Raw genomic sequence first — 23,356 nt, forward strand, 5'->3', positions numbered from 1 at the left:
GCGGGGCCCCCCCGGCCGCGGCGCCCGCCCCCCCCCCCCCGGGGGCGCCCCCCCCCCCCCCCCCGCGCCCCGACCCCCCCCCGCGCCCCCGCCCCCTTCCGCGCGCCTAGCGGGTGCCGGCGGCGGCGTCCCGGCGCTGCTTGACCAGGCCGGCCCCGACGAGCAGCGCGACGAGCACGCCGGCCGCGTACAGCTGCTGCCGGTTGCCCTCGGTGGTCGTCATCAGCGCCAGGATGCCGACCACGGCGGCCATCGCGATCCAGGTCAGGTACGGGAAGCCCCACATCCGGACGGTGAGCAGCTCGGGCGTCTCGCGCTCCAGCCGCCGGCGCATCCGCAGCTGGACGACGCAGATGAAGAACCAGACCACCAGGATGGCGACGCCGGTGGTGTTCATCAGCCAGGTGAAGACGGTGTCGGGCCAGAACTTGGAGGCCAGCACCGCGCCGAAGCCGAACAGGCAGGAGGCGACCACGGCCAGGCGCGGCACCCCGCCGCTGACCTTGGCCAGCGCCTTCGGGCCCTGGCCGCGGGAGACCAGCGAGTACGCCATCCGGGAGGAACCGTAGATGTTGGCGTTCATCGCGGAGAGCAGGGCGATCAGCACCACGGCCTCCATGATGGTGCCGGCACCGGGCACGCCCAGGTGCTGCAGGACGGTCACGTAGGGGCCGTTCTCGACGACCGACGGGTCCTTCCAGGAGACCAGCGTGACGACCAGGGCCATCGAGCCGATGTAGAAGATCGCGATGCGCCAGACGGCCGTGCGCACCGCGTTGGCGACGTTGCGCTTGGGGTCGTCGGACTCGGCGGCGGCGATGGTGACGGTCTCCAGACCGCCGTAGGCGAACACCGAGGCGAGCAGACCGACGATCAGCCCGCTGACGCCGTTGGGCAGGAAGCCGCCCTGGCCGGTGAGGTTCTCGGCGCCGGGGGTGCCGGGGCCGAGCACCCCGGCGATGCCGAGCGAGCCGAGCACGAGGAAGGCGATGATCGCGGCGACCTTGATGGTGGCGAACCAGAACTCGAACTCGCCGAAGTTCTTCACCGCGGTGAGGTTGCTGGCGCAGAAGAAGACCATGAAGAGGCCGACCCAGACCCAGGCGGAGACGCCGGGGATCCAGCCGTTGACGATCTTTCCGGCGGCGGTGGCCTCGGCCGCGACTCCGCAGCAGAGCATCACCCAGTACATCCACCCGGCGGTGATCCCGGCCCACGGGCCGATCTCCTTCTCGGCGTGGACCGAGAAGGAACCGGACGCCGGGCGGGCCGCCGACATCTCGCCGAGCATGCGCATGATCAGCATGACCAGCAGGCCGGAGAGCGTGAACGCCAGGATGATGGCGGGCCCGGCCGCCGCGATGCCCGCCCCGGAGCCGACGAAGAGGCCGGCGCCGATGACCCCGCCGAGCGCGATCATCGAGAGGTGGCGCTGCTTCAGGCCGTGCGAGAGCTGCTGCCCACCGGCCGGCACATCGGCGGTGGAGGTCGTCCCGGGCGCCGAGGGCGCGGAGGTACGGGCCATGAGGGGGGAATCCAGACTGTTCGGAATGCGATGCGAGTTGCCCAATATCCGGGGGCACCGCTGTCCGTGCCAAGAATGACGGGGCCGGGCCCACGATGCGGACCGGAACGTGACGGAGAATGGCCGAATCGGTCACATTCCGTGGTGGTGAGTGGGTCGGACCCCACAATGACCGGCGCCGGGGCTTTGTCCGGTTCCCAGACGGTGTCGGCGACGATCAGCGCGTAGGTTCACAGATGTTCACTCACCTGATCATCAGAACCACACGATCATCCGAGCACCTGATCCAAACGCTCACCCGATGGTCCGACTCACCCGATCGTCCGACTCGCCCGATCACCCGATCGCCGACCGTCCCCGTGCGGAGGAACCCCCCGATGGCCACTGCCAGCACCCCGACTGCCAGCACCCCGATACTGAGCCGCGCCGTCCTGGCCGACCTGCTGCCCGCCGCGTCCAGCCGGTTCGGCGCCCAGGCCCGTGACCTCGCCCTGGTGACCGGCGGCGCCGCCCTCACCGGCCTGGCCGCCCAGTTCTCGGTGAGCGTCCACGGCTCCCCGGTGCCGGTCACCGGCCAGACCTTCGCCGCCCTGCTGGTCGGCACCGCACTCGGCGCCCGCCGCGGCATCGCCTCGCTCGGTCTCTACCTGCTGGCCGGCATGGCGGGCCTGCCCTGGTTCGCCGAGGGCGCCTCCGGCTGGTCGATCCCCACGCTCGGCTACATGATCGGCTTCGTCCTCGCGGCCGCGCTCACCGGCGCGCTGGCCCGCCGGGGCGCCGACCGGACCCCGCTGAACACCGCCGCCACGATGGCCCTCGGCACCCTCGCCATATACGCCGTCGGCGTGCCGTACCTCGCCTTCTCGCTGGACGTCCCGCTGGCCCGCGCCGCCGAACTGGGCCTCTACCCGTACCTGGTCGGCGACGCGCTGAAGGCCGTCCTCGCGGCCGGCGCCCTCCCGCTCGCCTGGAAGCTGGTCGGGAAGCGCGGCCTGTAGGAAGGCCTCGGCTCGCCTCCGGGCCGCTCGGCCGGGAGGGCCCCGGCTCGCTCGGCTCCGCCCCCTGCGTGGACCCGGTGCGCGCGCATGCCACACTCATGGGCATGCGCGTGTACCTGGGCTCGGACCATGCCGGATACGAACTGAAGAACCACCTCGTGGAGTGGCTCAAGGAGGCCGGCCACGAGCCGGTCGACTGCGGGCCGCACATCTACGACGCGGCCGACGACTACCCGCCGTTCTGCCTGCGGGCCGCCGAGCGCACCGCCGCCGACCCGGAGGCGCTGGGCGTCGTGATCGGCGGTTCGGGCAACGGTGAGGCGATCGCCGCCAACAAGGTCAAGGGCGTCCGTGCCGCGCTGGCCTGGAGCGAGCAGACCGCCTCGCTCGGCCGTGAGCACAACAACGCCAACGTGATCTCCGTCGGTGGCCGGATGCACACCCGGGAGGAGGCCACCCGCTTCGTCGAGGTCTTCCTCAACACCCCGTACAGCGGCGACGACCGGCACACCCGCCGGATCACCATGCTGAGCGAGTACGAGACCACCGGCGAGCTCCCGCCGATCCCGGCCCACCACCCGCAGGTCTGACCCACCCCCTCGACCGCTCCCGCCGGCCGGCCGCGCTCCCCAGCGCGGCCGGCCGGCGCGTCTGTCGGCATCCGCGCCGTCCTGTGTGATCGGCCACAGCGCCCACCCTCCCCGGCCGGCGCGTGGACCGCCCCGCACGCGGGGCGCATGCGCGGCCCGCGTGGTTCGTACGCCCAACCGCCGTACGCTTCCTGACGCAGCGGCCGACACCCGCCGCAATCGGCCGAAACCCGCTGAGGCGCCCGCGCCACGGCGACGCCGCCCGCGTCCGGGCCGTCGACGCCGACCCGCACCGGTGGATATGGTCGGTCCCCATGGCTGGCAGACCGCCGGGCGAAACGCCCCAGACGACTGCGACGAGGCCCGGCGCCGCCACGGCGCCCGACCCCGTGACGGCCCGGTTGCGCAAGAAGCTCCGCCGGGTCCGCCGAAGGCTGCGCACCGCCGGTGTCGACTACTTCCGCGGCGGCGCCGCCGACTGGCCGGTGCTCTGCGTGCTGGCCCTGCTCGTCCCGCTGCTGATCCTGCTCAACATCTGGATCCCGGCCTGGGCCCCGCCCACCTCCCTGGTCCTGCCGATCCTGGCCGCGGCCCTGCTGCTGCGCCCCGGCAGCCTGGTGGTGCTCTACGCGCTGGCGGCGCTCGGGCTCTCCGCCGAGTCCGTGATCCACACCGGCCAGCGGGTCGCCAGCGCCGATCCGGACGCCTACACCTACGGCGTCACCCCCGGCGCCGCGCTGGTGGTCGGCGCGGCCGGGGTCGGCGGCCTGCTGCTGGCCCAGTTCCGCAGCCGGGTCGGGGTCCCCTGGTGGGGCGGCTCGACCATGCTCTTCGACCTGCGCGAGCGGCTGCGGGTGCAGAGCCGCGTACCGGAGCTGCCGGACGGCTGGCACGCCGACATGGCGCTGCGCCCGGCCGGCGGGCAGTCCTTCTCCGGGGACTTCGTGGTCGCCGCCCGGACCGGCCCCGCCCAGCGGGTGCTGGAGGTGGTCCTGGCGGACGTCTCCGGCAAGGGCATGGACGCCGGCTCGCGCGCCCTGCTGCTCTCCGGGGCGTTCGGCGGCCTGGTCGGCTCGCTGCCCGCGCACGACTTCCTGCCCGCGGCCAACGGGTACCTGCTCCGCCAGTCCTGGGAGGAGGGCTTCGCCACCGCCGTCCACCTGGTCCTCGACCTGGACACGGGGGAGTACGAGCTGCTCTCGGCGGGTCACCTGCCGGGGATGCAGCGGCTCGCGGGCGCCGGGCGCTGGGAGATCAAGGAGACCACCGAGGGGCCGCTGCTCGGCATCTACGACGGCGCCAAGTTCGAGGGCGTGCGCGGCAGGCTGAACCGCGGCGACGTCCTGATGCTCTGCACCGACGGCATGGTCGAGGCGCCCGGCCGGGACCTCTCCGACGGAATGGACCGGCTGATGGGCGAGGCCGACCGCCTGGTCCCCGGTGGCGGTCCGGCCGCCGGTGTGGGCGCCGCCGCCCGGCTGATCGAGACGGTCGCCCGGGACATCAACGACGACCGCGCCGTCCTGCTGCTCTGGCGCGACTGACACCGCCCGCGCCGCCCGGCCCAGTCGCCGGCGCCGCCCGCCCGACCCGCCGGAGAGCTCACATCCTCCTGGGCCTCGTCCGCCGGCCCCGCTCACCGGGCCGTTTCCCCGGTGCCCGCGCGCGGGGCGCCCCGGGCACGTGCCGCGGGCAGCTGCTGTCAAGCCTGGGAGCTGATCTTCAGCCATTTCCGACCCGCCGTCACCGGAGCGGACCAGCACGTTCCGGTCCGGCCCGCCGGGCGTTTCCCGGCCGCTCAGCGGCGCCCCGCCGACGATTCGTCAGAACGCCTCCGCTATCGTCTCGGTCGGCGGAAACTCGTCTCGCATCGCAGGATATCGGCGTTCGGCTGACAGTCAGACCTTTACGCAATCGGCACGGTCGACCACACTGAGTCCGGGCGGGACTGGTCAGGATTCGGGGGATGGGGGCGCCACATGCGGCACGACGGACACCGTCCGGCCGTACCGGACTCTCCTTCCGACCGCGACACGTCGGACGAACTGCCGTTCCGCCTCGGGACCGTCGGACAGGCCGGGGTCCGGCTTTCGCAGGGGCTGTCAGCCGATGGCGCCCCGCTATGAAACGAGGAAGTGAGTCCGGGTGGCACTCTCCGTCTCCGCGCTGGTCCTGTTCGGCGTCATCTGCTTCATCTTCATCCGCAACAAGCAACTGAAGGTCGGGCACGCGATCCTGGCCGCGCTGTTCGGCTTCATGCTCAACCAGAGCACGGCCGCCAAGCCGATCCAGGACTTCCTGAGCCAGATCGCGAAGAGCATCTCCAACATCGCCAGCTGATCCGCGGCGGCCCGGGGCGGGTTCGGCGGGGGTGGAGGCCGGCCGTCCGGGTCACCGGTCGGCCCGTCTGGCCTGCCGCCAGCGGGCGAACAGTCCCCGGGCCCGCGCCGCCGCCGGGGCCGGCCGCCGTACCGCCACGGGCGCCGCGGCGCCCGGCGGCGCGGCCGTCACCGCTGTCGCGTCCGGGGCGGTCAGCAGCACGAACAGCCGCGCCCAGCAGAGTCGTTCGCCACGCGGCCAGTCCAGCATGCGCAGTGCCGCCGACGCGGCCTCCGACACCTCGCCGTTGACCCGTACCTCGGCGACGTCGTCCCCCGCCTTGCCGCCGAGGAAGAGCTTCACCCCGTTCAGGTGCCGCCCGGTCAGCTCCGGCAGCAGCGCGGGCGCCAGCGCGGGCAGCACCCGGTGCTCCGCCAGCCAGCCGGCCAGCCGCTCGTTGCCGAAGCCGAACACCGCCGCCGGTCCCTGCACGGCGTGCCAGCCCGGCAGTTCCGGGTGATCGGCGTGGTCGCCGTGCTCGCCCCGGCGCTCCCGCAGCTCGACCAGTGCCGAGGCGGTGGTGGTCGCCCACATCCGCACCGCGTTGTCGAGCTTCTCCTCCTCGGTCTTGCCGAGACCGGCCGCGCAGTCCCACACCACCGGCGCGTCCGCGTGGCCCAGCCGCAGCACGAAGCCCAGGTCGACGTGGCCGGCGCCGTCGACGCCGGGGTGCTCCCGGACGGCCACCGCCGTGGTGCCCGGACCGCGCACCACCTCGCCGTCGACGGTGAACACCTGCCCGAAGCGTGCCATTTCCCGGACCACGGAGCGCTGTATGACGGTCAGTCGGTCCTGGGGACGCACCGGACACTCCTCCACCCTCGGGTTCGCAGCGTTCTCGAACTGCTCTCGAACTGCTTTCGAACGCCGCCGAGGCTATCGGCCCGAAGCCCTGCCGGGAAACCGATGCGGGCCGCCGGCCGCCGATACCGGTCCGGCTCTCCGGTCGCAGAAATGTCCTTTATGCACCATTTTGGGTAGCGGCAACCGTAGGCCACCGCCTGGAGAACCGCATGCCCCGCACCGACCTGACGCCCGCTCCGCCGCTGCTCGTCCCGGACGGCTCCGGCCTGGTCGCCGAGATCGAGGCGTACCTCTCCTCGCTGCCCGTTCCGGCGCCGCACCTCCGGCCGCCGTACGTCTGCCCGCTCGGCTCGACCGTGCAGTCCTGGCACGCCGGCCATCCGCTGCCCCGGGCCACGCTGCTGGACCGGGTGCTGCGCCGGCCCGCCCGCCCGGTGCCGGTGAGCGCCGCCGACCATCTGCGGCTCGCGTCCCGTTACATCGGCGCGGTCGGCTGGCTGCAGGGCGCGATGTGGGACGGCGCCGGCCGGGTCTGCCTGCTCGGCGCCCAGGCCGCGGTGCTCGCCCACGGTTACGGCACCCCGGACACCGTCCGGAGCGCCCGGGTGCAGCTGATGGAGGTGCTGCACGCCACGGGCCGCCCGGCGGCCTCCCCGGACGAGTACAACGACCGGCCCACCACCCGGCAGGCCGACGTCCACCAATTGCTCGACCGTGCCGCGGCCCGCGCCGGCCGGCTCGGCCTCTGACGGGCCGACGGTCCGGGACCGGGAGCCGGGGTCGGAGCCGCCGGGGCCCTGACGGGCGGTCGGGAAACACGACGGCCCCGGTGCGACGGTGTCGTCGTACCGGGGCCGGACAGGTGGAGCGGGTGACGAGAATCGAACTCGCGTGACTAGTTTGGAAGACTAGGGCTCTACCATTGAGCTACACCCGCATGATCCCCCGGCCGTCGCCGGACGGAAGGTCGGGAACAGCGTACCTGGTCCGGTCGCCTGCGTGCACACCACATTCGTTCTCGGGCCCTCGGATATGTCGCCGACCGGGCGGGGCCCGGCGTGTACGCTTCCTCTCGGCACCACGGGGTGTGGCGCAGTTTGGTAGCGCGTCCGCTTTGGGAGCGGAAGGCCGTCGGTTCGAATCCGGTCACCCCGACAGTGCGGCAGGGTCTCGTCCTCGGCGGGGCCCTGTTGGCGTCTTCGGGGGACCACGGGCACCGCTCGGCGGTCCGCGGCCGCCGCCCGGGGCCTGTTGTCGTTTCCGGGCGCGGTCCGGCATGGTGAATGGTTGACATTTCACCAAATGCTGGAGTCCGGATGAGCCCGACGAGGATGAACCCCAAGATCGCGGTCGGAGTCGTCTTCGTCGCCTCGCTCTTCATGTCGATCATGGACACCACGATCGTCAACGTCGCGCTGCCCGCGATCGGCCGCCAGTTCGGCACCGATCCGGCCGGGGTCGGCGTGATCAACGTCGGCTACCTGGTCAGCCTGGCCGTCTTCGTCCCGCTCTCCGGCTGGCTGGGGGACCGCTTCGGCACCCGACGGGTCTTCCTCGCCTCGCTCGCCCTGTTCACCCTCGCCTCGCTGCTCTGCGGCGCGGCCGGCTCGATGACCTCGCTCACCCTCTACCGGATCTTCCAGGGCGCGGCCGGCGGCCTGCTCACCCCGGTCGGGATGACCATGCTCTTCCGCGCCTTCCCGCAGGAGGAGCGGATGCGGGCCACCCGCATCCTGATGCTGCCCACCGCCGTCGCGCCCGCCGCCGGGCCGGTGCTCGGCGGCTGGCTGGTGGACAGCTGGTCCTGGCACTGGGTCTTCATCGTCGACGTGCCGGTCGGCATCGCCGCGCTGGTCTTCGGGCTGCTCGCGCTGCCCGACTACCGCGCCGTTCGGGCCGTCCGGTTCGACGCGGCCGGGTTCCTGCTCTCCGCCGTCGGCTTCGGCGCCGCCATGTACGCGCTCTCCGAGGGCGCGTCGCAGGGCTGGGGGAGCGTGCGGATCCTGACCTCGGCGCTCGTCGGCGCCTGCGCGCTGGCGGCTCTGGTCGTCGTCGAGCTGCGCCGCCCCGAGCCGATGCTCGACCTGCGGCTCTTCCGGGACCGCATATTCCGCACCACCAACCTGCTCTCGCTCTTCTCCGGCGCCGCCTTCCTCGGCATGCTCTACCTCTTCCCGCTGCTGATGCAGGACGCGCTCGGCATGGACGCCCTGCACAGCGGCCTGATGGTCTTCCCCGAGGCACTCGGGGTGATGCTCGCCTCCCAGATCGCGAGCCGCCTCTACCCGAGGATCGGCCCGCGCCGGATCCTGGCCACCGGCGCCGCCGTGGTGGCCTGCTGCCTGGCCCTGATGGCCACGATCGGGCCGGACAGCAACCTCTGGGCGGTGCGCGCCCTGATGTTCGTCACCGGCTACGCGATGTCGCACGTCTTCATGCCCTCGCAGACCGCCGCCTTCGCCACCATCGGCGCGCGCGACACCGGCGCCGCCTCCACCCTCTACAACGCGCAGCGCCAGCTCGGCTCCGCGCTCGGGGTCGCGGTGCTCGGCACCGTGCTGACGGCCGTGGGCGCCTTCACGGTGAATGCCTCGGGTACGCCCGTGGCGAACCTCGCCGCCTATCGCGCGGCCTTCCTCACCGCGGCCGGTCTGGCGCTGGCCGCGGCCGCCATCGCCTTGCTGGTACGGGATTCCGACGCCGCCGCCACCATGCGCGCGGTACCGGCCGGGGGTACCGCCGAGGGGGCGGCCGAGCCGGCCGCGGAGCCCGTCGGGAAGGGCTGAGCGGCCGCTGACGGCAGCGTCCTGGCGTCCGCCTTTCGTGGTACCGGTAGGATGGGGCGCTGGCGGTAGTCCCTGTGGCGTCAACCCAGGTCAACCGCACGAGGGCGAGGAGTCACGCTCACCGTCCACCCCCCACGGGAGATGCAGCTCCAACCGCCCATCGCCCGTCTCGCCCGACCCGCCAGCACCGGCCCCGGCCGGCGCCGATGGGGAGGGCGGAGGCAACCTGACCGCAAGCCCATAGGAGACCAAACCGTGAAGAGCGCCGTCGAGACTCTGAACCCGACCCGGGTTCGACTCACCGTCGAGGTGCCCTTCGAGGAGCTCAAGCCCAGCCTCGACGCGGCGTACAAGAAGATCAACCAGCAGGTCTCGGTCCCGGGCTTCCGCAAGGGCAAGATCCCGAACCGTGTCATCGACCAGCGTTTCGGTCGTGGCGCCGTGCTGGAGGAGGCCGTCAACGACGCCCTCCCGCGCTTCTACACGCAGGCCGTCGACGAGGGCAAGATCGAGGTCCTCGGCCAGCCCGACATCACCAACATCGAGGGTGTCGAGACGATCGCCGACGGCGGTGACCTGAAGTTCACCGCCGAGGTCGACGTTCGCCCCGAGATCACCCTTCCGGACTTCTCGACCATCGAGGTCACCGTCGACCCGATCGTGGTCACCGACGAGGACGTCGACAAGTCGCTGGAGCAGCTGCGCGAGCGCTTCTCCTCGGTCAAGGACGTCGAGCGCGCCGCGGCCGCCGGCGACATCGTGGTCGTGGACCTCGAGGCCGAGGTCGACGGCGAGGTGCCGGAGGACGGCATCGCCAAGGGCGTCAGCTACGAGATCGGCTCCGGCCGTCTGATCGACGGCATCGACGACGCCGTCGTCGGCCTGGAGGCCGGTGGCACCGCCACCTTCTCCACCGAGCTCAAGGGCGGCACCCAGGCGGGCAAGACCTCCGAGGTCACCGTCACCGTCACCGCCGTCCAGGAGAAGGAGCTTCCCGAGCTGGACGACGAGTTCGCCCAGCTGGCCAGCGAGTTCGACTCGCTGGAGGAGCTGCGCGGCGACTCCCGCAAGCGCCTCGAGCGCATGAAGGAGTACGACCAGGCCACCCAGGCCCAGGAGAAGGTGCTCGACGCGCTGCTGGCGCTGGTCGAGATCGAGTTCCCGGAGAAGCTTCTCAAGGACGAGATCGAGACCCGCAAGCACAACCTGGAGCACCACCAGCTGGAGCCCATGGGCCTCGACCTCGCGTCCTACCTGGCGACCCAGGGCAAGACCGAGGAGGAGTTCCTCGCGGAGACCGAGGAGCAGGCGAAGAAGGGCATCAAGACCCAGTTCGTCCTGGACCAGATCGTCGCCGACGAGCAGCTCGGTGTCGACCAGCAGGAGCTCACCGAGCACCTGATCCGCCGCGCCGCCGGCTCGGGTCTGACCCCGGACCAGTTCGCGCAGCAGGTCGTCCAGGGTGGCCAGGTGCCGCTGCTGGTCGGCGAGGTCGCCCGCGGCAAGGCGCTGGCCACCGTGGTCGAGGCCGCCAAGGTCCTCGACACCGAGGGCAACGAGATCAACTTCGACGACGACGAGACCGACGAGTCGGCCGAGACCGTCGCCGCCGAGGCCCCGGCCGCCGAGGCCGACGCCGAGGAGAAGACCGAGGCCTGATCGCCCCGGTCGGCCTGACGCAGCAGCGGGCCCGGACGCCGTACGAGGCGTCCGGGCCCGCCGCGTTCTCCCGGGCCGTCGGGGCGGGCCGCCGGGGCTCCCCCGGCCCGCCCGGGCCGGTCCCCGGGGCCGCGCCGTGAACCCTGCGCTCACAGCGAACAGTTCTGCGTGAGGGATTCTGCGGCCCGGCCTGCGCGTTAGGGTCCTTGGACAGCAACAATCACACCGTGATACCCGGAAGCTGTGCGACACCGTGACGGCCGCGGAGCGACCGTCCAAATCGACTGAGCAGGTGGCTAAGTGACGTTCCCGCAGATGCAGATGCCTGGCCCGATGGCGCCGCACGCCGCCTCTGGTGACGTGCTCGGCGGCCTGGGCGACCAGGTCTACAACCGGCTGCTCAACGAGCGGATCATCTTCCTCGGCCAGCAGGTCGACGACGACATCGCCAACAAGATCACCGCCCAGCTGCTGCTGCTGGCCGCGGACCCGGACAAGGACATCTTCCTTTACATCAACTCCCCGGGCGGCTCGATCTCGGCCGGCATGGCGATCTACGACACCATGCAGTACATCAAGAACGACGTCGTCACCATCGCCATGGGCATGGCCGCCTCGATGGGGCAGTTCCTGCTGACCGCCGGCGCCAAGGGCAAGCGCTTCTCGCTGCCGAACGCCAACATCCTCATGCACCAGCCGTCCGCCGGTCTCGGCGGTTCGGCCACCGACATCCGCATCCAGGCGGAGCAGCTGCTCCGCACCAAGAAGCGGATGTCCGAGCTGATCGCCTTCCACAGCGGCCAGTCCTTCGAGCAGATCACCGCGGACTCCGACCGCGACCGCTGGTTCACGCCCGAGGAGGCCCTGGAGTACGGCCTGATCGACGCGATCATGCACAGCGCCGCGGATGTCCCCGGCGGCGGCGGCACGGGCGCCTGAGCCTCGGCCCCGGCTCCCACGAGACCACAGCCACAACGCTCCGGAGGACTAGAACCCCCATGAACATCCCCAGCCTGTCCAGCGCCAAGGCACGCGTCGAGGACATGCGCGCCGAGGGCCGCTACATCGTCCCGCGCTTCGTCGAGCGCACCTCGCAGGGCATCCGCGAATACGACCCGTACGCCAAGCTGTTCGAGGAGCGCATCATCTTCCTCGGCTCGCAGGTCGACGACGTCTCCGCGAACGACATCATGGCGCAGCTGCTCTGCCTGGAGTCGATGGACCCGGACCGCGAGATCCAGATGTACATCAACTCGCCCGGCGGCTCGTTCACGGCCCTGACGGCGATCTACGACACCATGCAGTACGTGAAGCCGGACATCACCACCGTCTGCATGGGCCAGGCCGCCTCGGCCGCCGCCGTGCTGCTCGCGGCCGGTACCCCCGGCAAGCGGATGGCGCTGCCGAACGCCCGCATCCTGATCCACCAGCCGTACACCGAGACCGGCCGCGGCCAGGTCTCCGACCTGGAGATCCAGGCCCGGGAGATCTTCCGGATGCGCGAGCAGCTGGAGGAGATGCTCTCCAAGCACTCCAACAAGTCGGTGGAGCAGGTCCGCGACGACATCGAGCGCGACAAGATCCTCACGGCCGAGGAGGCCGTCGAGTACGGTCTGGTCGACCTCGTCATCTCCACCCGCAAGGCCTCGCTGACCTCCTGAGGTCGGCACCTTCCCGCCCTGCCCCCCGGCGGGCGGGGCGGAACTCACGGGCGGGGCGCGCCAGGTGTCGCGCGCCCCGCCCCGGCGCATCCGCGGCGCGGCCGCCGGCATCTGTTCGGTATCAATTCGCCCAGGGCGTAGGGCAGACCCGGCGAAGAGGACGGAATCAGGGGCCCGGCAGAGTACCGTCGGATAGCGAGACCGATCGCCGTCGGCGTAGACGGTCCACAGCACCAGGCCCCGGAACCCCCGCGGGGCCCCTGGCGAAGGGGAAGCACCTCGTGGCACGCATCGGAGACGGTGGCGACCTGCTCAAGTGCTCGTTCTGCGGCAAGTCGCAGAAGCAGGTGAAGAAGCTGATCGCCGGCCCAGGCGTGTACATCTGCGACGAGTGCATCGACCTGTGCAACGAGATCATCGAGGAGGAGCTCGCCGAGACCTCCGAGGTGCGTTTCGAGGAGCTCCCGAAGCCGCGCGAGATCTACGAGTTCCTGGACCAGTACGTGGTCGGCCAGGACCTCGCCAAGAAGGCGCTGTCGGTGGCGGTCTACAACCACTACAAGCGCGTGCAGGCCGGCGAGGCCGGCCGCAGCGGCGGCAACGGCCGTGAGGACGCCATCGAGCTGGCGAAGTCCAACATCCTGCTGCTCGGCCCGACCGGCTCCGGCAAGACGCTGCTCGCGCAGACGCTGGCCCGGATGCTGAACGTGCCGTTCGCGATCGCCGACGCCACCGCGCTGACCGAGGCCGGGTACGTCGGCGAGGACGTCGAGAACATCCTGTTGAAGCTGATCCAGGCGGCCGACTACGACGTCAAGAAGGCCGAGACGGGGATCATCTACATCGACGAGATCGACAAGGTCGCCCGCAAGAGCGAGAACCCGTCGATCACCCGGGACGTCTCCGGCGAGGGCGTGCAGCAGGCGCTGCTGAAGATCCTGGAGGGCACCACCGCCTCGGTGCCGCCGCAGGGCGGCCGCAAGCACCCGCACCAGGAGTTCATCCAGATCGACACCACCAACGTGCTGTTCATCGTGGGTGGCGCGTTCGCCGGCCTGGAGCGGATCATCGAGGGCCGGGCGGGTGCCAAGGGCATCGGCTTCGGCGCGAACATCCGCTCCAAGCGGGAGCAGGACGCCAGCGACCACTTCCGTCAGGTGATGCCGGAGGACCTGGTCAAGTTCGGCATGATCCCTGAGTTCATCGGCCGTCTCCCGGTGATCACCAGCGTGCACAACCTCGACCGTGAGGCACTGCTGCAGATCCTCACCGAGCCGAAGAACGCGCTGGTCAAGCAGTACCGCAAGCTCTTCGAACTGGACGGCGTCGAGCTGGAGTTCTCCCGCGACGCGCTGGAGGCCATCGCCGACCAGGCGATCCTGCGCGGCACCGGCGCGCGCGGTCTGCGGGCCATCATGGAGGAGGTGCTGATGTCCGTGATGTACGAGGTGCCCTCGCGTCAGGACGTCGCCCGCGTGGTGGTCACCGGGGACGTCGTCTCCAAGCACGCCATCCCCACGCTCGTCCCGCGCGACATGATCAAGCGGGAGCGGCGCGACAAGAGCGCCTGACCTTCCGCGTGAAAGGGCCCCCGGAGACCGTCGGTCGGTCTCCGGGGGCCTTTGCGATCCGCGGCGCCGGGGGGGTGTTACTTCGCCACCTCGGCGACCGCGCGCAGGTCTCGGGCGTCGGCGGCCAGCTTCTCCAGGTTCGGCGCCTTGCCCTCCTCGGGCGCCTGCATCAGCAGCACCAGGGTGCTGTTGTCGGCCCAGGCGCAGATGCCGAGGTCGGTGCCGGCCTGGGTGGCCTTGGCGCACTCCATGGTGCCGCCCTTGGAACCGGCGTCGACCGAGTGCCGGTCGGTGACGGTGGGACCGCCGGAGGAGAAGCCCTTGAACATGGCGTCCAGCTCCTGCTTCGGGAGCAGCACCTTGCCGTAGCCGCCGACCACGATGAGCTGGGGCTCCTCCGCCGAGTCCTGGTACACGGCGCTGACGCCGGTCGGGTTCCAGGCGCCGTCGCCCTTGCCGAACTCGGAGGTGATCTCCTTCTCCATCGCCTGGGCGATCTCGTTGTCGTCGTCCTTGGTGAGGTCTTTGAACGTGGCCGGCAGGACGATCTTCTGGGTGCCGGCGTTGGACGTCACGTCGAAGACGAAGTACGCGATGCCGCCGCCGATCAGCGCCAGCACGCCGACGAACACGCCCAGCAGGATCCAGAGCGTCTTGCGGGACTTGCGCTGCGGCACCGGGGCGTACGCGCCGTAGCCCGGGTAGCCGGGCTGGCCGTCGGCCGGCGGGTAGCCGGGCGGCGTGGCCTGCGGCGGGACGGCGCCCCAGGCCGGGTCGGCCGGCGGCGGGGGAGTGGCGCCGTAGCCGGGCTGCTGCGGCGGCACGGGAGCGCCGCCGTTCGGCTGTCCGGCGGGCGGCGGCGGGGTGCCGTAGGGGGTCTGATCGGTCACGATGGCCCTTTCTGGGGACGGGAGGGAACGGCGGACGTGGCGCACTCCCACCCGGGGCCGGGTGGCAGGTGTGACGGTGACCTGAGCGGTTACTTGGCGACGACCATGGCGGAGCGGATCGCCCGGGTCTTCTCGGCGGCCTGGGCCGGGGTGAGCGCGGTCTGGGCGCTGCCGGTGAGGCTGGACTTCAGGAAGGAGACCCGGGCCGTGGTCGACTTGTCGGCCCAGATGCAGACGGTGGACTGCGACTTGCCGCCGAGCACGCCGTAGACGCCGCAGGAGAGCTTGGCCGAGGAGTTGTGGCCGTCCTGGGCCGGGAACTCCGCCAGCGGGGTGGTCCAGGTGCCGCCCTCGCCCGGCTTCTTGGAGTCCTCGATGATCTTGTCCGGGTCGTCGAGCTCCCCGTAGACGCCGATCACGCTGATGGTGTCCAGCGGGTCGGCGCCCTTGGCGTAGCTGGCGATCAGCACGTGCAGGTCCTTGCCGAGCTTGGAGGTCTCGGCCTTGCTCGGGTCGGCCGCCTGCTCCTTGGCCGACTTCTGGGTGTAGCCGTCCGGCAGCGACTGGGCGGCGCTGATCTTGTACTTGCCCCCGGTGTCCCCGCCGAGCACCTTGTAGAGGCCGAAGCCGCCGCCGCCCAGCACCAGGGCGCCGATCACCAGGCCGATCAGCAGCCCCGCCTTGCCCTTCTTCGGCGGCGGCGCCATCGGGTAGCCGGGGGCGCCGTACGGGGCCTGCGCCGGCGCCGCGCCGTAGGGCGGCTGCGGGGCGCCGTACGGGGGCTGGGGCTGGGGCGCGCCGTACTGCGGGGCCGGGGCCCCCTGCTGCGGGTAGCCGTACTGCTGCGGCGGCTGGCCGTAGGGCGGCTGCGGCTGCGGCGCGCCGTAGGGCTGCGGTGCCCCGTACGGTTGCGGTTGACCCTGCGGATACTGCTGACCCTGGCCGTACATCTGCCTGTGCTCCCCCGCCGCACCTGCGGCCTGTCGAGATCTGGAGTAGTCCGTGCCCGTACCGAGGACCGGACGAGCGTGCGGGCACGTTATCGCACAGGGCCGACGGCCGTCCGGACCGGGCGCACGGGGGCCCCGGACCGAAAGCGGTTCGTAACCCACGTCCGCAGGTACGTAAACTGTGCGTCGTGACCGACACCACGAACCAGCGCCCCGTGAGCACTCACGCCGGGGACGACGCAGCCACCCTCCCGACGACCTACGCTCCGGCGGACGTAGAGGGCGAGCTGTACGAGCGCTGGGTAGAGCGCGGTTACTTCACGGCCGACGCGAAGAGCGACAAGCCCCCGTACACCGTCGTCATCCCGCCGCCGAACGTCACGGGCAGCCTCCACCTGGGCCACGCCTTCGAGCACACGCTGATCGACGCCCTCGTCCGCCGCAAGCGGATGCAGGGCTACGAGGCGCTGTGGCAGCCCGGTATGGACCACGCGGGCATCGCGACCCAGAACGTCGTCGAGCGGGAGCTGGCCAAGGAGGGCAAGTCCCGCCACGACCTCGGCCGGGAGGCGTTCGTCGACCGGGTCTGGCAGTGGAAGGCGGAGTCCGGCGGCCAGATCTCCGGCCAGATGCGCCGCCTCGGCGACGGCGTGGACTGGTCCCGCGAGCGCTTCACCATGGACGAGGGCCTCTCCCAGGCCGTCCAGACCATCTTCAAGAAGCTCTACGACGACGAGCTGATCTACCGCGCCGAGCGCATCATCAACTGGTGCCCGCGCTGTCTCACCGCGATCTCGGACATCGAGGTCGAGTACCAGGACGACGACGGCGAGCTCGTCTCCATCCGCTACGGCGAGGGTGACGCCTCGATCGTCGTCGCCACCACCCGGGCCGAGACGATGCTCGGCGACACCGCCGTCGCGGTCCACCCTGAGGACGAGCGCTACAAGCACCTCGTCGGCACCGAGATCGAGCTGCCGCTCACCGGCCGCCGCATCCCGGTCGTCGCCGACGCCCACGTCGACCCGGAGTTCGGCACCGGCGCCGTCAAGGTGACGCCGGCTCACGACCCGAACGACTTCGAGATCGGCCAGCGCCACGGCCTGCCGTCGATCGCCGTCATGGACGAGCACGCGGTGATCACCGTGCACGGCCCCTTCCAGGGCCTGGACCGGCTGGAGGCACGCTCGGCCATTCTCGGCGCGCTGCGCGCCGAGGGCCGGATCGTGGCGGAGAAGCGCCCGTACGTCCACTCGGTCGGCCACTGCTCGCGCTGCAAGACCACCATCGAGCCGCGGCTGTCCATGCAGTGGTGGGTCAAGGTCGGCCCGCTCGCCAAGGCCGCGGGCGACGCCGTCCGCGACGGCAAGGTCAAGATCCACCCGCAGGAGATGGAGAAGCGCTACTTCGACTGGGTCGACAACCTCCACGACTGGTGCATCTCGCGCCAGCTCTGGTGGGGCCACCGCATCCCGGTCTGGTACGGCCCGGCCGGCGAGATCGTCTGCGTCGGCCCGGACGAGCAGCCGCCGACCGGCGAGGGCTGGCACCAGGACACCGACGTCCTGGACACCTGGTTCTCCTCCGGCCTGTGGCCCTTCTCCACCCTCGGCTGGCCCGAGCAGACCGACAGCCTGGCGAAGTTCTACCCGAACTCCGTCCTGGTGACCGGCTACGACATCCTCTTCTTCTGGGTCGCCCGGATGATGATGTTCGGTCTCTACGCGATGGACGGCACCCCGCCGTTCCACACCATCGCGCTGCACGGCATGGTCCGTGACCAGAACGGCAAGAAGATGTCGAAGTCCTTCGGCAACGTGGTGAACCCGCTGGACTGGATGGACAAGTACGGCTCCGACGCGCTGCGCTTCACGCTGGCCCGCGGCGCCAACCCGGGCGTCGACGTCCCGATCGGCGAGGACTGGGTCCAGGCGGCCCGCAACTTCGCCAACAAGATCTGGAACGCCACCCGCTTCGCGCTGATGAACGGCGCCACCGTCGAGGGCCCGCTGCCCGCGCCGGAGGAGCTGACCGCGGCCGACCGCTGGATCCTGTCCCGGCTGAACAGCACGGTCGCCGAGGTGGACTCGCTCTACGAGGACTACCAGTTCTCCAAGCTCTCCGAGGCGCTCTACCACTTCGCCTGGGACGAGGTCTTCGACTGGTACGTCGAGCTCTCCAAGACCACCCTCGCCAAGGGCGGCCCGCAGGCCGACGCCACGCGCCGGGTGCTCGGCGAGGTCCTGGACGTCACGCTGCGGCTGCTCCACCCGATCGTCCCGTTCGTCACCGAGACCCTGTGGACCACGCTCACCGGCGCGGAGTCGGTGGTCATCGCCGACTGGCCGACGGACAGCGGCTACCGCGACGCCGGGGCCGAGGCCGAGATCGCCACGCTCCAGCAGGTGGTCACCGAGGTCCGGCGCTTCCGTACCGACCAGGGCCTGAAGCCGGGGCAGCGGGTCCCGGCCCGCCTGGAGGTGGCCGGTACCGTGCTCGCCGTCCACGAGGACGCGATCCGCTCACTGCTGCGGCTGACCGCGCCCGAGGAGGGCTTCTCGGCCACCGCCTCGCTCCCGGTCGCGGGCGCGACCGTGCTGCTGGACCTCTCCGGCACCATCGACGTCGCGGCCGAGCGCAAGCGCCTGGCCAAGGACCTCGCTGCCGCCGAGAAGGAGAAGGCCCAGACCGCCGGCAAGCTCGGCAACGAGGCGTTCCTCGCCAAGGCGCCGGACGACGTGGTCGCCAAGATCCGTGCCCGTCAGGAGGCCGCCGAGGCCGACATCGCCCGGATCACCGCGCAGCTCGCGGCGCTGCCGCAGGCCTGACCCGGCCGACGGGCCCGGCCCGTCGAAGGCTCTCCAGGGGCCGCATCCCGCTGACGCGGGGTGCGGCCCCTCGCCCTTTTCCGCGGCCTTCCACCGTGCCGCGGATCCGTACCGGTGGGACGCGCCGGGGAGCGCGCCCGCCGAACGGGGAAATCGGACCCTCTAATAGCCCAGCGGCATTGCGCTGTTCCGGCGAATATTCATCCTGGACCGGGTGAAGTCCAATTCCGCCCGAATTCATTCCGGTCTTGCCCGCGCGGGTTCGCGGAAGTTTGCAGGTTGGATGTGTACGGTGTGCACGGAGTTTCGCTGAGCCGACGACCGACGGGAGGGCATGGCGTGGTGGTGACCGAGAAGTTGGCCGACGAACTGCCGATGGAAGCGGTCCAGGAGGCCAAGGCCAGGGCGGCGACGCTGCTGCTCGCGTTCCGGCACGGGAACCAGCTCGCGTTCGATCACGCGCTGGACCGGCTCTTCGAGGAACACGCGCAGCGAGAGGTGACCACCCTGCTGGCCTGGATCGCCGCCGAGGCGGTCCGCAAGGCGTACGCGCCCGAGGTGGGCGACAAGGTGCTGCACGCGATGGTCCGGCGCGCCCCGGCCGACTGCGGCGGGGTGGCGGTGGACGAGGAGACCGCCGACGCGGCCCGGCTGATCGAGGCCGTGGCGGCCGGCGAGGTGGCCGAGGTGCGCGGCCTGGTGGCCGCCACCGCCGACACCACCTTCCTGCTCGGCGGCCTGCTCCAGGGCGTCGCCATGATGCTGCCGCTGCTGCCCGAGGGTGAGCTGGCCGAGATCACCGCCGAGCTGCGCCGCCGGCACTGCGGCCCGTGCCCCGAGATCCCGGAGGCCCGAGCCGGGGTCTGAGCCCGGCCCGGGCCGCTCCGATGGGCCGGGAGGGACTGGCGCGGCACGTCGGGCATGGCGGTGATCTCCTGGCAATCAAAGGCAGCTTGGCTCTTTGGAGTACGAATCAGTGCTTCATTGGCAGCTGCACCCGCCAGATCAATGGCATATCGGGTGAATCGGAAAGTCGGGGCAAAGTGGTCGTTCTCACCCCGTCGGGAGCGCGCGCCGCCGCTCCGTAGACTGGGGTCGTGAGCGACAAGGCCGACCCGAACCCGTACACCCTCCGCCCCGCCGACGGCGGCTCCGGCGACGTTCTGCGTGACGTCGAGCTGGAACTCTCCAAGCGCTGGCCGGAGAACAAGCTGGAGCCCTCGCTCGACCGGATCGAGGCGCTGATGGACATCCTGGGCCAGCCCCAGCGGTCCTTCCCCTCCATCCACATCACCGGCACCAACGGCAAGACCTCCACTGCCCGGATGGTCGAGCAGCTCCTCAACACCTTCGAGCTGCGCACCGGCCGCTACACCAGCCCGCACGTGGAGTCCGTCACCGAGCGGATCACCCTGGACGGCGCCCCGATCACCCCCGAGCGGTTCGCCGAGGTCTACCGGGACATCGAGCCGTACGTGCGGATGGTCGACGAGCGCGAGCCGGTCGCGATGTCCTTCTTCGAGGTGCTGACCGGCATGGCCTACGCGGCCTTCGCCGACGCCCCGGTGGACGTCGGCGTGATCGAGGTCGGCATGGGCGGCTCCTGGGACGCCACCAACGTGATCGACGCCGCCGTCGCCGTGATCACCCCCATCTCGCTGGATCACACCGACAAGCTGGGGGAGACCACCGGCGAGATCGCGGTCGAGAAGTCCGGGATCATCAAGTCGGGCGCCGTCGCGGTCGTCGCCCAGCAGCAGCTGGATGCCGCCCAGACCATCCTGCGCAGGGCCGTCGAGGTGGACGCGACGGTGGCCCGCGAGGGCATGGAGTTCGGTGTGATCCGCCGTGAGGTCGCCATCGGCGGCCAGCTGGTGACGCTGCGTGGGCTCGGCGGCGAGGAGTACACGGACGTCTTCCTCCCGCTGCACGGCGCCCACCAGGCGCAGAACGCGGCGCTCGCCCTCGCGGCGGTCGAGGCCTTCTTCGGCGTCGGCGGCGCGCGCGGCGGGCAGCTGGACGCGGACAAGGTCCGGCAGGCGTTCTCCGGTGTCGCCTCGCCGGGCCGCCTGGAGGTCGTCCGGCGCAGCCCGACGATCGTCCTGGACGCCGCGCACAACCCGGACGGCGCCCACGCCACCGTCGCCGCGATCGGTGAGTCGTTCGGCTTCACCCGGCTGGTCGGCGTGATCGGCACCAGTGGCGACAAGGACGTGGCGGGCCTGCTGGAGGCCTTCGAGCCGATCCTCGCCGAGGTCGTCATCACCCAGAACTCCACCCACCGGGCGATGGACGCGGACGCCCTGGCCGCGCTCGCCGTCGAGATCTTCGGCGAGGACCGCGTCCAGGTCGAGCCCCGGCTCGACGACGCCATCGCCGCCGCCGTCACCCTCGCCGAGGAGGACGGGGACCTCGGCGGCGCCGGGGTGCTGGTCACCGGTTCGGTCATCACGGTGGGCGAGGCCCGCCTGCTGCTCGGGAGGAAGTGACGATGAGGACGCTCTGCTCCTCGACGCTGATCGGCGAGGCCCTGCTGGCGCTGTTCGCCGGACTGGTGGCGATGCAGCTCTCCGACGTGTCGACCGCCACCGTCTGGACCGTGACGGGCATCGCGATGGCGCTGTGCGTGCTGCTCTGCGGCATGATCACCCGCCCCGGCGCGGTCGCGATCGGCTGGGCGCTCCAGATCGGCCTGATCGCCAGCGGCTTCGTCCTGCCGACCATGTTCGGCCTGGGCGTCGTCTTCGCCGGGCTCTGGTGGTGCTCGGTGCACTACGGCCGCAAGATCGACGAGTTCAAGGCCGCCCGCGCGGCCGCCCAGGCGGTCACCGTCGCGTAGGGTCTGCCTTCGCCTCGGGGGCGCCCGGCCCCGTTGCTCACGCAAGGTAACCTCTGCCGTAGTCGCACTCCGCACCGCGAACCGGGTGCGCGCCGAACCGATTTCCCAGGAGACGCACCGTGTCCCAGCGCACTCTCGTCCTGCTCAAGCCCGACGCCGTCAAGCGCGGCCTGGCCGGCGAGATCATCAGCCGCATCGAGCGCAAGGCCGGCTGGCGGCTCGCCGCCGTCGAGCTGCGGACCTTCGACCGGGCGACGCTGGAGCAGCACTACGCGGAGCACGTCGGCCGCCCGTTCTACGAGCCGCTGCTGGAGTTCATGACCTCCGGCCCGTCGATCGCGCTGATCGTCGAGGGCGAGGAGGTCGTCCCCGGCATCCGGATGCTGGCCGGCGCCACCAACCCGCTGGAGGCCGGTGCCGGCACCATCCGCGGCGACTACGCGACCATCACTCGCGAGAACCTGATCCATGCCTCTGACTCCCCGGAGTCGGCCGAGCGCGAGATCAAGATCTTCTTCCCGGCGCACGCGTAAGCACCACCCGGGACCTTCGGGTGCCCCGGTCGGGACCATTGGCCCGGCCGGGGCATTCTTATCGTGAAATAGGGAACTGGAGACGCCGACACGGCGTCCCAATGCCCGGAGAAGCGATCACGCTCCGGACAATGGACGGTATGCCCCACGTCGACGTCCGTACTGGCCGGCGTGACTACGATGGACGCGACTCATGGGCCCGGTACGGCTGGTCAGCTGCTCTTCGCCCAAGCCGTGGGCGCACTCTCTCGTCCACCCCCGCAATGACTCCGAGCCCGGGAAGGCACCTACACCCCATGGCAACCAACCTGTCGTTCATCGGCCGCGATCTGGCGATCGACCTCGGAACCGCCAACACGCTGGTGTACGTCAGGGGCAAGGGGATCGTTCTCAACGAGCCGTCCGTGGTCGCGGTCAACACCAACACCGGTGGCATTCTGGCGGTCGGCGCCGAGGCCAAGAAGATGATCGGCCGCACGCCGGGCAACATCGTCGCCATCCGCCCGCTCAAGGACGGCGTGATCGCCGACTTCGAGATCACCGAGCGGATGCTCCGTTACTTCATCCTCAAGATCCACCGCCGCCGCTACCTGGCCCGCCCCCGGGTCGTGGTCTGCGTGCCCTCGGGCATCACCGGGGTCGAGCGCCGCGCCGTGATCGAGGCCTCCTCGCAGGCCGGCGCGCGCCAGGTGCACATCATCGAGGAGCCGATGGCCGCCGCGATCGGCGCCGGCCTGCCGGTCCACGAGGCCACCGGCAACATGGTCGTCGACATCGGCGGCGGCACCACCGAGGTGGCCGTCATCTCGCTCGGCGGCATCGTCACCGCGCAGTCCATCCGGGTGGCCGGCGACGAGCTGGACAACGCCATCGTCCAGCACATCAAGAAGGAGTACTCGCTGCTCCTGGGCGAGCGCAGCGCCGAGCAGATCAAGATGAGCATCGGCTCCGCCTTCGCGCTGGAGGGCGAGAAGGACGAGCACGCCGAGATCCGCGGCCGCGACCTGGTCAGCGGCCTGCCCAAGACCGTCGTCATCTCGGCGGCCGAGGTCCGCGAGGCCATCGACGAGCCGGTCAACTCGATCATCGACGCGGTCAAGACCACCCTCGACCAGTGCCCGCCCGAGCTCGCCGGCGACGTCATGGACCGCGGCATCGTGCTCACCGGCGGCGGCGCCCTGCTGCGCGGCCTGGACGAGCGGCTGCGCCGCGAGACCGGTATGCCGATCCACATCGCCGAGAACCCGCTGGACTCCGTGGCGCTCGGCTCCGGCAAGTGCGTCGAGGAGTTCGAGGCGCTCCAGCAGGTACTCGACGCCCAACCGCGCCGTTAGCACAACCGT

The 23,356-nt window shown here is 71.2% G+C and carries 20 protein-coding genes and 2 tRNA genes; 17 read left to right on the forward strand and 5 right to left on the reverse strand.

Annotation, left to right across the window (positions count from 1 at the left end; genetic code table 11):
• Positions 1-106: 106 nt before the first annotated feature.
• Positions 107-1,525: an amino acid permease gene (locus tag AB0J08_RS22620; RefSeq protein WP_360637051.1), complete on the reverse strand. Its 1,419-nt coding sequence runs from the start codon at positions 1,523-1,525 to the stop codon at positions 107-109.
• Between the two features lie 377 nt (positions 1,526-1,902).
• Between AB0J08_RS22620 and AB0J08_RS22625 the strand changes: the two genes are divergently transcribed.
• From AB0J08_RS22625 to AB0J08_RS22640, 4 genes are all read left to right on the forward strand, one after another.
• The gene (locus AB0J08_RS22625; RefSeq protein WP_360637054.1) at positions 1,903-2,523 is read left to right on the forward strand and encodes a biotin transporter BioY; all 621 of its coding nucleotides are present in this window, start codon (positions 1,903-1,905) and stop codon (positions 2,521-2,523) included.
• A gap of 104 nt (positions 2,524-2,627) precedes the next feature.
• On the forward strand, positions 2,628-3,113 hold the full coding sequence (locus tag AB0J08_RS22630) for a ribose-5-phosphate isomerase (RefSeq protein ID WP_360637057.1): 486 nt from the start codon (positions 2,628-2,630) through the stop codon (positions 3,111-3,113).
• A gap of 314 nt (positions 3,114-3,427) precedes the next feature.
• Complete coding sequence (locus tag AB0J08_RS22635; protein WP_360637060.1) at positions 3,428-4,657, forward strand: PP2C family protein-serine/threonine phosphatase; 1,230 nt, start codon at positions 3,428-3,430, stop codon at positions 4,655-4,657.
• A 601-nt stretch (positions 4,658-5,258) separates the two neighbouring features.
• Entirely contained in the window at positions 5,259-5,453 is a 195-nt protein-coding gene (locus AB0J08_RS22640; protein ID WP_329487645.1) for a hypothetical protein, read from the forward strand.
• A 51-nt stretch (positions 5,454-5,504) separates the two neighbouring features.
• Here AB0J08_RS22640 and AB0J08_RS22645 read toward each other — a convergent pair whose 3' ends face one another.
• Positions 5,505-6,296, reverse strand: a complete 792-nt coding sequence (locus AB0J08_RS22645; RefSeq protein ID WP_360637063.1) for a DUF6348 family protein — start codon at positions 6,294-6,296, stop codon at positions 5,505-5,507.
• 209 nt (positions 6,297-6,505) lie between these two features.
• On the opposite strand from AB0J08_RS22645, the gene AB0J08_RS22650 reads away from it, so the two are divergent.
• Positions 6,506-7,045: a hypothetical protein gene (locus tag AB0J08_RS22650; protein ID WP_360637066.1), complete on the forward strand. Its 540-nt coding sequence runs from the start codon at positions 6,506-6,508 to the stop codon at positions 7,043-7,045.
• A 114-nt stretch (positions 7,046-7,159) separates the two neighbouring features.
• Here AB0J08_RS22650 and AB0J08_RS22655 read toward each other — a convergent pair.
• Positions 7,160-7,233, reverse strand: a tRNA-Gly gene (locus AB0J08_RS22655).
• A gap of 144 nt (positions 7,234-7,377) precedes the next feature.
• On the opposite strand from AB0J08_RS22655, the gene AB0J08_RS22660 reads away from it, so the two are divergent.
• The 6 genes from AB0J08_RS22660 (at position 7,378) to clpX (ending at position 13,973) form a co-directional block, all read left to right on the forward strand.
• Positions 7,378-7,451 (forward strand) — tRNA-Pro (locus tag AB0J08_RS22660).
• Between the two features lie 161 nt (positions 7,452-7,612).
• Positions 7,613-9,082, forward strand: coding sequence for a DHA2 family efflux MFS transporter permease subunit (locus AB0J08_RS22665; protein WP_360637069.1), 1,470 nt, complete (start codon positions 7,613-7,615; stop codon positions 9,080-9,082).
• A 255-nt stretch (positions 9,083-9,337) separates the two neighbouring features.
• Positions 9,338-10,741, forward strand: coding sequence for a trigger factor (tig, locus tag AB0J08_RS22670; RefSeq protein ID WP_360637072.1), 1,404 nt, complete (start codon positions 9,338-9,340; stop codon positions 10,739-10,741).
• A gap of 321 nt (positions 10,742-11,062) precedes the next feature.
• Positions 11,063-11,680: an ATP-dependent Clp protease proteolytic subunit gene (locus AB0J08_RS22675; RefSeq protein WP_305067940.1), complete on the forward strand. Its 618-nt coding sequence runs from the start codon at positions 11,063-11,065 to the stop codon at positions 11,678-11,680.
• Positions 11,681-11,739: 59 nt separating this feature from the next.
• On the forward strand, positions 11,740-12,402 hold the full coding sequence (locus AB0J08_RS22680) for an ATP-dependent Clp protease proteolytic subunit (RefSeq protein ID WP_327676905.1): 663 nt from the start codon (positions 11,740-11,742) through the stop codon (positions 12,400-12,402).
• A 281-nt stretch (positions 12,403-12,683) separates the two neighbouring features.
• Positions 12,684-13,973, forward strand: coding sequence for an ATP-dependent Clp protease ATP-binding subunit ClpX (gene clpX, locus AB0J08_RS22685; protein ID WP_030397392.1), 1,290 nt, complete (start codon positions 12,684-12,686; stop codon positions 13,971-13,973).
• A 77-nt stretch (positions 13,974-14,050) separates the two neighbouring features.
• Here clpX and AB0J08_RS22690 read toward each other — a convergent pair whose 3' ends face one another.
• Together AB0J08_RS22690 and AB0J08_RS22695 are read right to left on the reverse strand one after the other, a co-directional pair.
• Positions 14,051-14,863 carry a hypothetical protein gene (locus AB0J08_RS22690; protein WP_360637075.1) on the reverse strand — a complete coding sequence of 271 codons (813 nt, stop codon included), beginning with the start codon at positions 14,861-14,863 and terminating at the stop codon, positions 14,051-14,053.
• An 89-nt stretch (positions 14,864-14,952) separates the two neighbouring features.
• Positions 14,953-15,813, reverse strand: coding sequence for a hypothetical protein (locus AB0J08_RS22695; RefSeq protein ID WP_360637078.1), 861 nt, complete (start codon positions 15,811-15,813; stop codon positions 14,953-14,955).
• A gap of 215 nt (positions 15,814-16,028) precedes the next feature.
• Between AB0J08_RS22695 and AB0J08_RS22700 the strand changes: the two genes are divergently transcribed.
• The 6 genes from AB0J08_RS22700 to AB0J08_RS22725 all read left to right on the forward strand — a co-directional run bounded on the left by AB0J08_RS22700 (position 16,029) and on the right by AB0J08_RS22725 (position 23,347).
• Positions 16,029-18,641, forward strand: coding sequence for a valine--tRNA ligase (locus AB0J08_RS22700; protein ID WP_360637255.1), 2,613 nt, complete (start codon positions 16,029-16,031; stop codon positions 18,639-18,641).
• A gap of 345 nt (positions 18,642-18,986) precedes the next feature.
• Entirely contained in the window at positions 18,987-19,508 is a 522-nt protein-coding gene (locus AB0J08_RS22705) for a hypothetical protein (RefSeq protein ID WP_360637081.1), read from the forward strand.
• A gap of 230 nt (positions 19,509-19,738) precedes the next feature.
• A complete protein-coding gene (locus AB0J08_RS22710; protein WP_360637084.1) occupies positions 19,739-21,130 on the forward strand; it encodes a folylpolyglutamate synthase/dihydrofolate synthase family protein in 1,392 nt (463 codons plus the stop codon).
• 2 nt (positions 21,131-21,132) lie between these two features.
• Positions 21,133-21,480, forward strand: a complete 348-nt coding sequence (locus tag AB0J08_RS22715; protein WP_360637087.1) for a DUF4233 domain-containing protein — start codon at positions 21,133-21,135, stop codon at positions 21,478-21,480.
• Positions 21,481-21,599: 119 nt separating this feature from the next.
• Positions 21,600-22,013: a nucleoside-diphosphate kinase gene (gene ndk, locus AB0J08_RS22720; protein WP_360637090.1), complete on the forward strand. Its 414-nt coding sequence runs from the start codon at positions 21,600-21,602 to the stop codon at positions 22,011-22,013.
• Between the two features lie 308 nt (positions 22,014-22,321).
• Positions 22,322-23,347, forward strand: a complete 1,026-nt coding sequence (locus tag AB0J08_RS22725) for a rod shape-determining protein (protein WP_305067939.1) — start codon at positions 22,322-22,324, stop codon at positions 23,345-23,347.
• Positions 23,348-23,356: the final 9 nt, after the last annotated feature.

The organism is Kitasatospora sp. NPDC050463 (genome assembly GCF_040655255.1).
Taxonomy (GTDB): Bacteria; Actinomycetota; Actinomycetes; order Streptomycetales; family Streptomycetaceae; genus Kitasatospora.

Excerpts from the sequence above, each read along its gene's own strand:
- AB0J08_RS22620 (WP_360637051.1), bottom strand. The coding sequence starts at position 1,525 with ATGGCCCGTACCTCCGCGCCCTCGGCGCCCGGGACGACCTCCACCGCC.
- AB0J08_RS22630 (WP_360637057.1), top strand. The coding sequence starts at position 2,628 with ATGCGCGTGTACCTGGGCTCGGACCATGCCGGATACGAACTGAAGAAC.
- AB0J08_RS22680 (WP_327676905.1), top strand. The coding sequence starts at position 11,740 with ATGAACATCCCCAGCCTGTCCAGCGCCAAGGCACGCGTCGAGGACATG.
- AB0J08_RS22635 (WP_360637060.1), top strand. The coding sequence starts at position 3,428 with ATGGCTGGCAGACCGCCGGGCGAAACGCCCCAGACGACTGCGACGAGG.
- AB0J08_RS22675 (WP_305067940.1), top strand. The coding sequence starts at position 11,063 with ATGCCTGGCCCGATGGCGCCGCACGCCGCCTCTGGTGACGTGCTCGGC.
- AB0J08_RS22695 (WP_360637078.1), bottom strand. The coding sequence starts at position 15,813 with ATGTACGGCCAGGGTCAGCAGTATCCGCAGGGTCAACCGCAACCGTAC.
- AB0J08_RS22650 (WP_360637066.1), top strand. The coding sequence starts at position 6,506 with ATGCCCCGCACCGACCTGACGCCCGCTCCGCCGCTGCTCGTCCCGGAC.
- AB0J08_RS22665 (WP_360637069.1), top strand. The coding sequence starts at position 7,613 with ATGAGCCCGACGAGGATGAACCCCAAGATCGCGGTCGGAGTCGTCTTC.
- AB0J08_RS22625 (WP_360637054.1), top strand. The coding sequence starts at position 1,903 with ATGGCCACTGCCAGCACCCCGACTGCCAGCACCCCGATACTGAGCCGC.
- AB0J08_RS22715 (WP_360637087.1), top strand. The coding sequence starts at position 21,133 with ATGAGGACGCTCTGCTCCTCGACGCTGATCGGCGAGGCCCTGCTGGCG.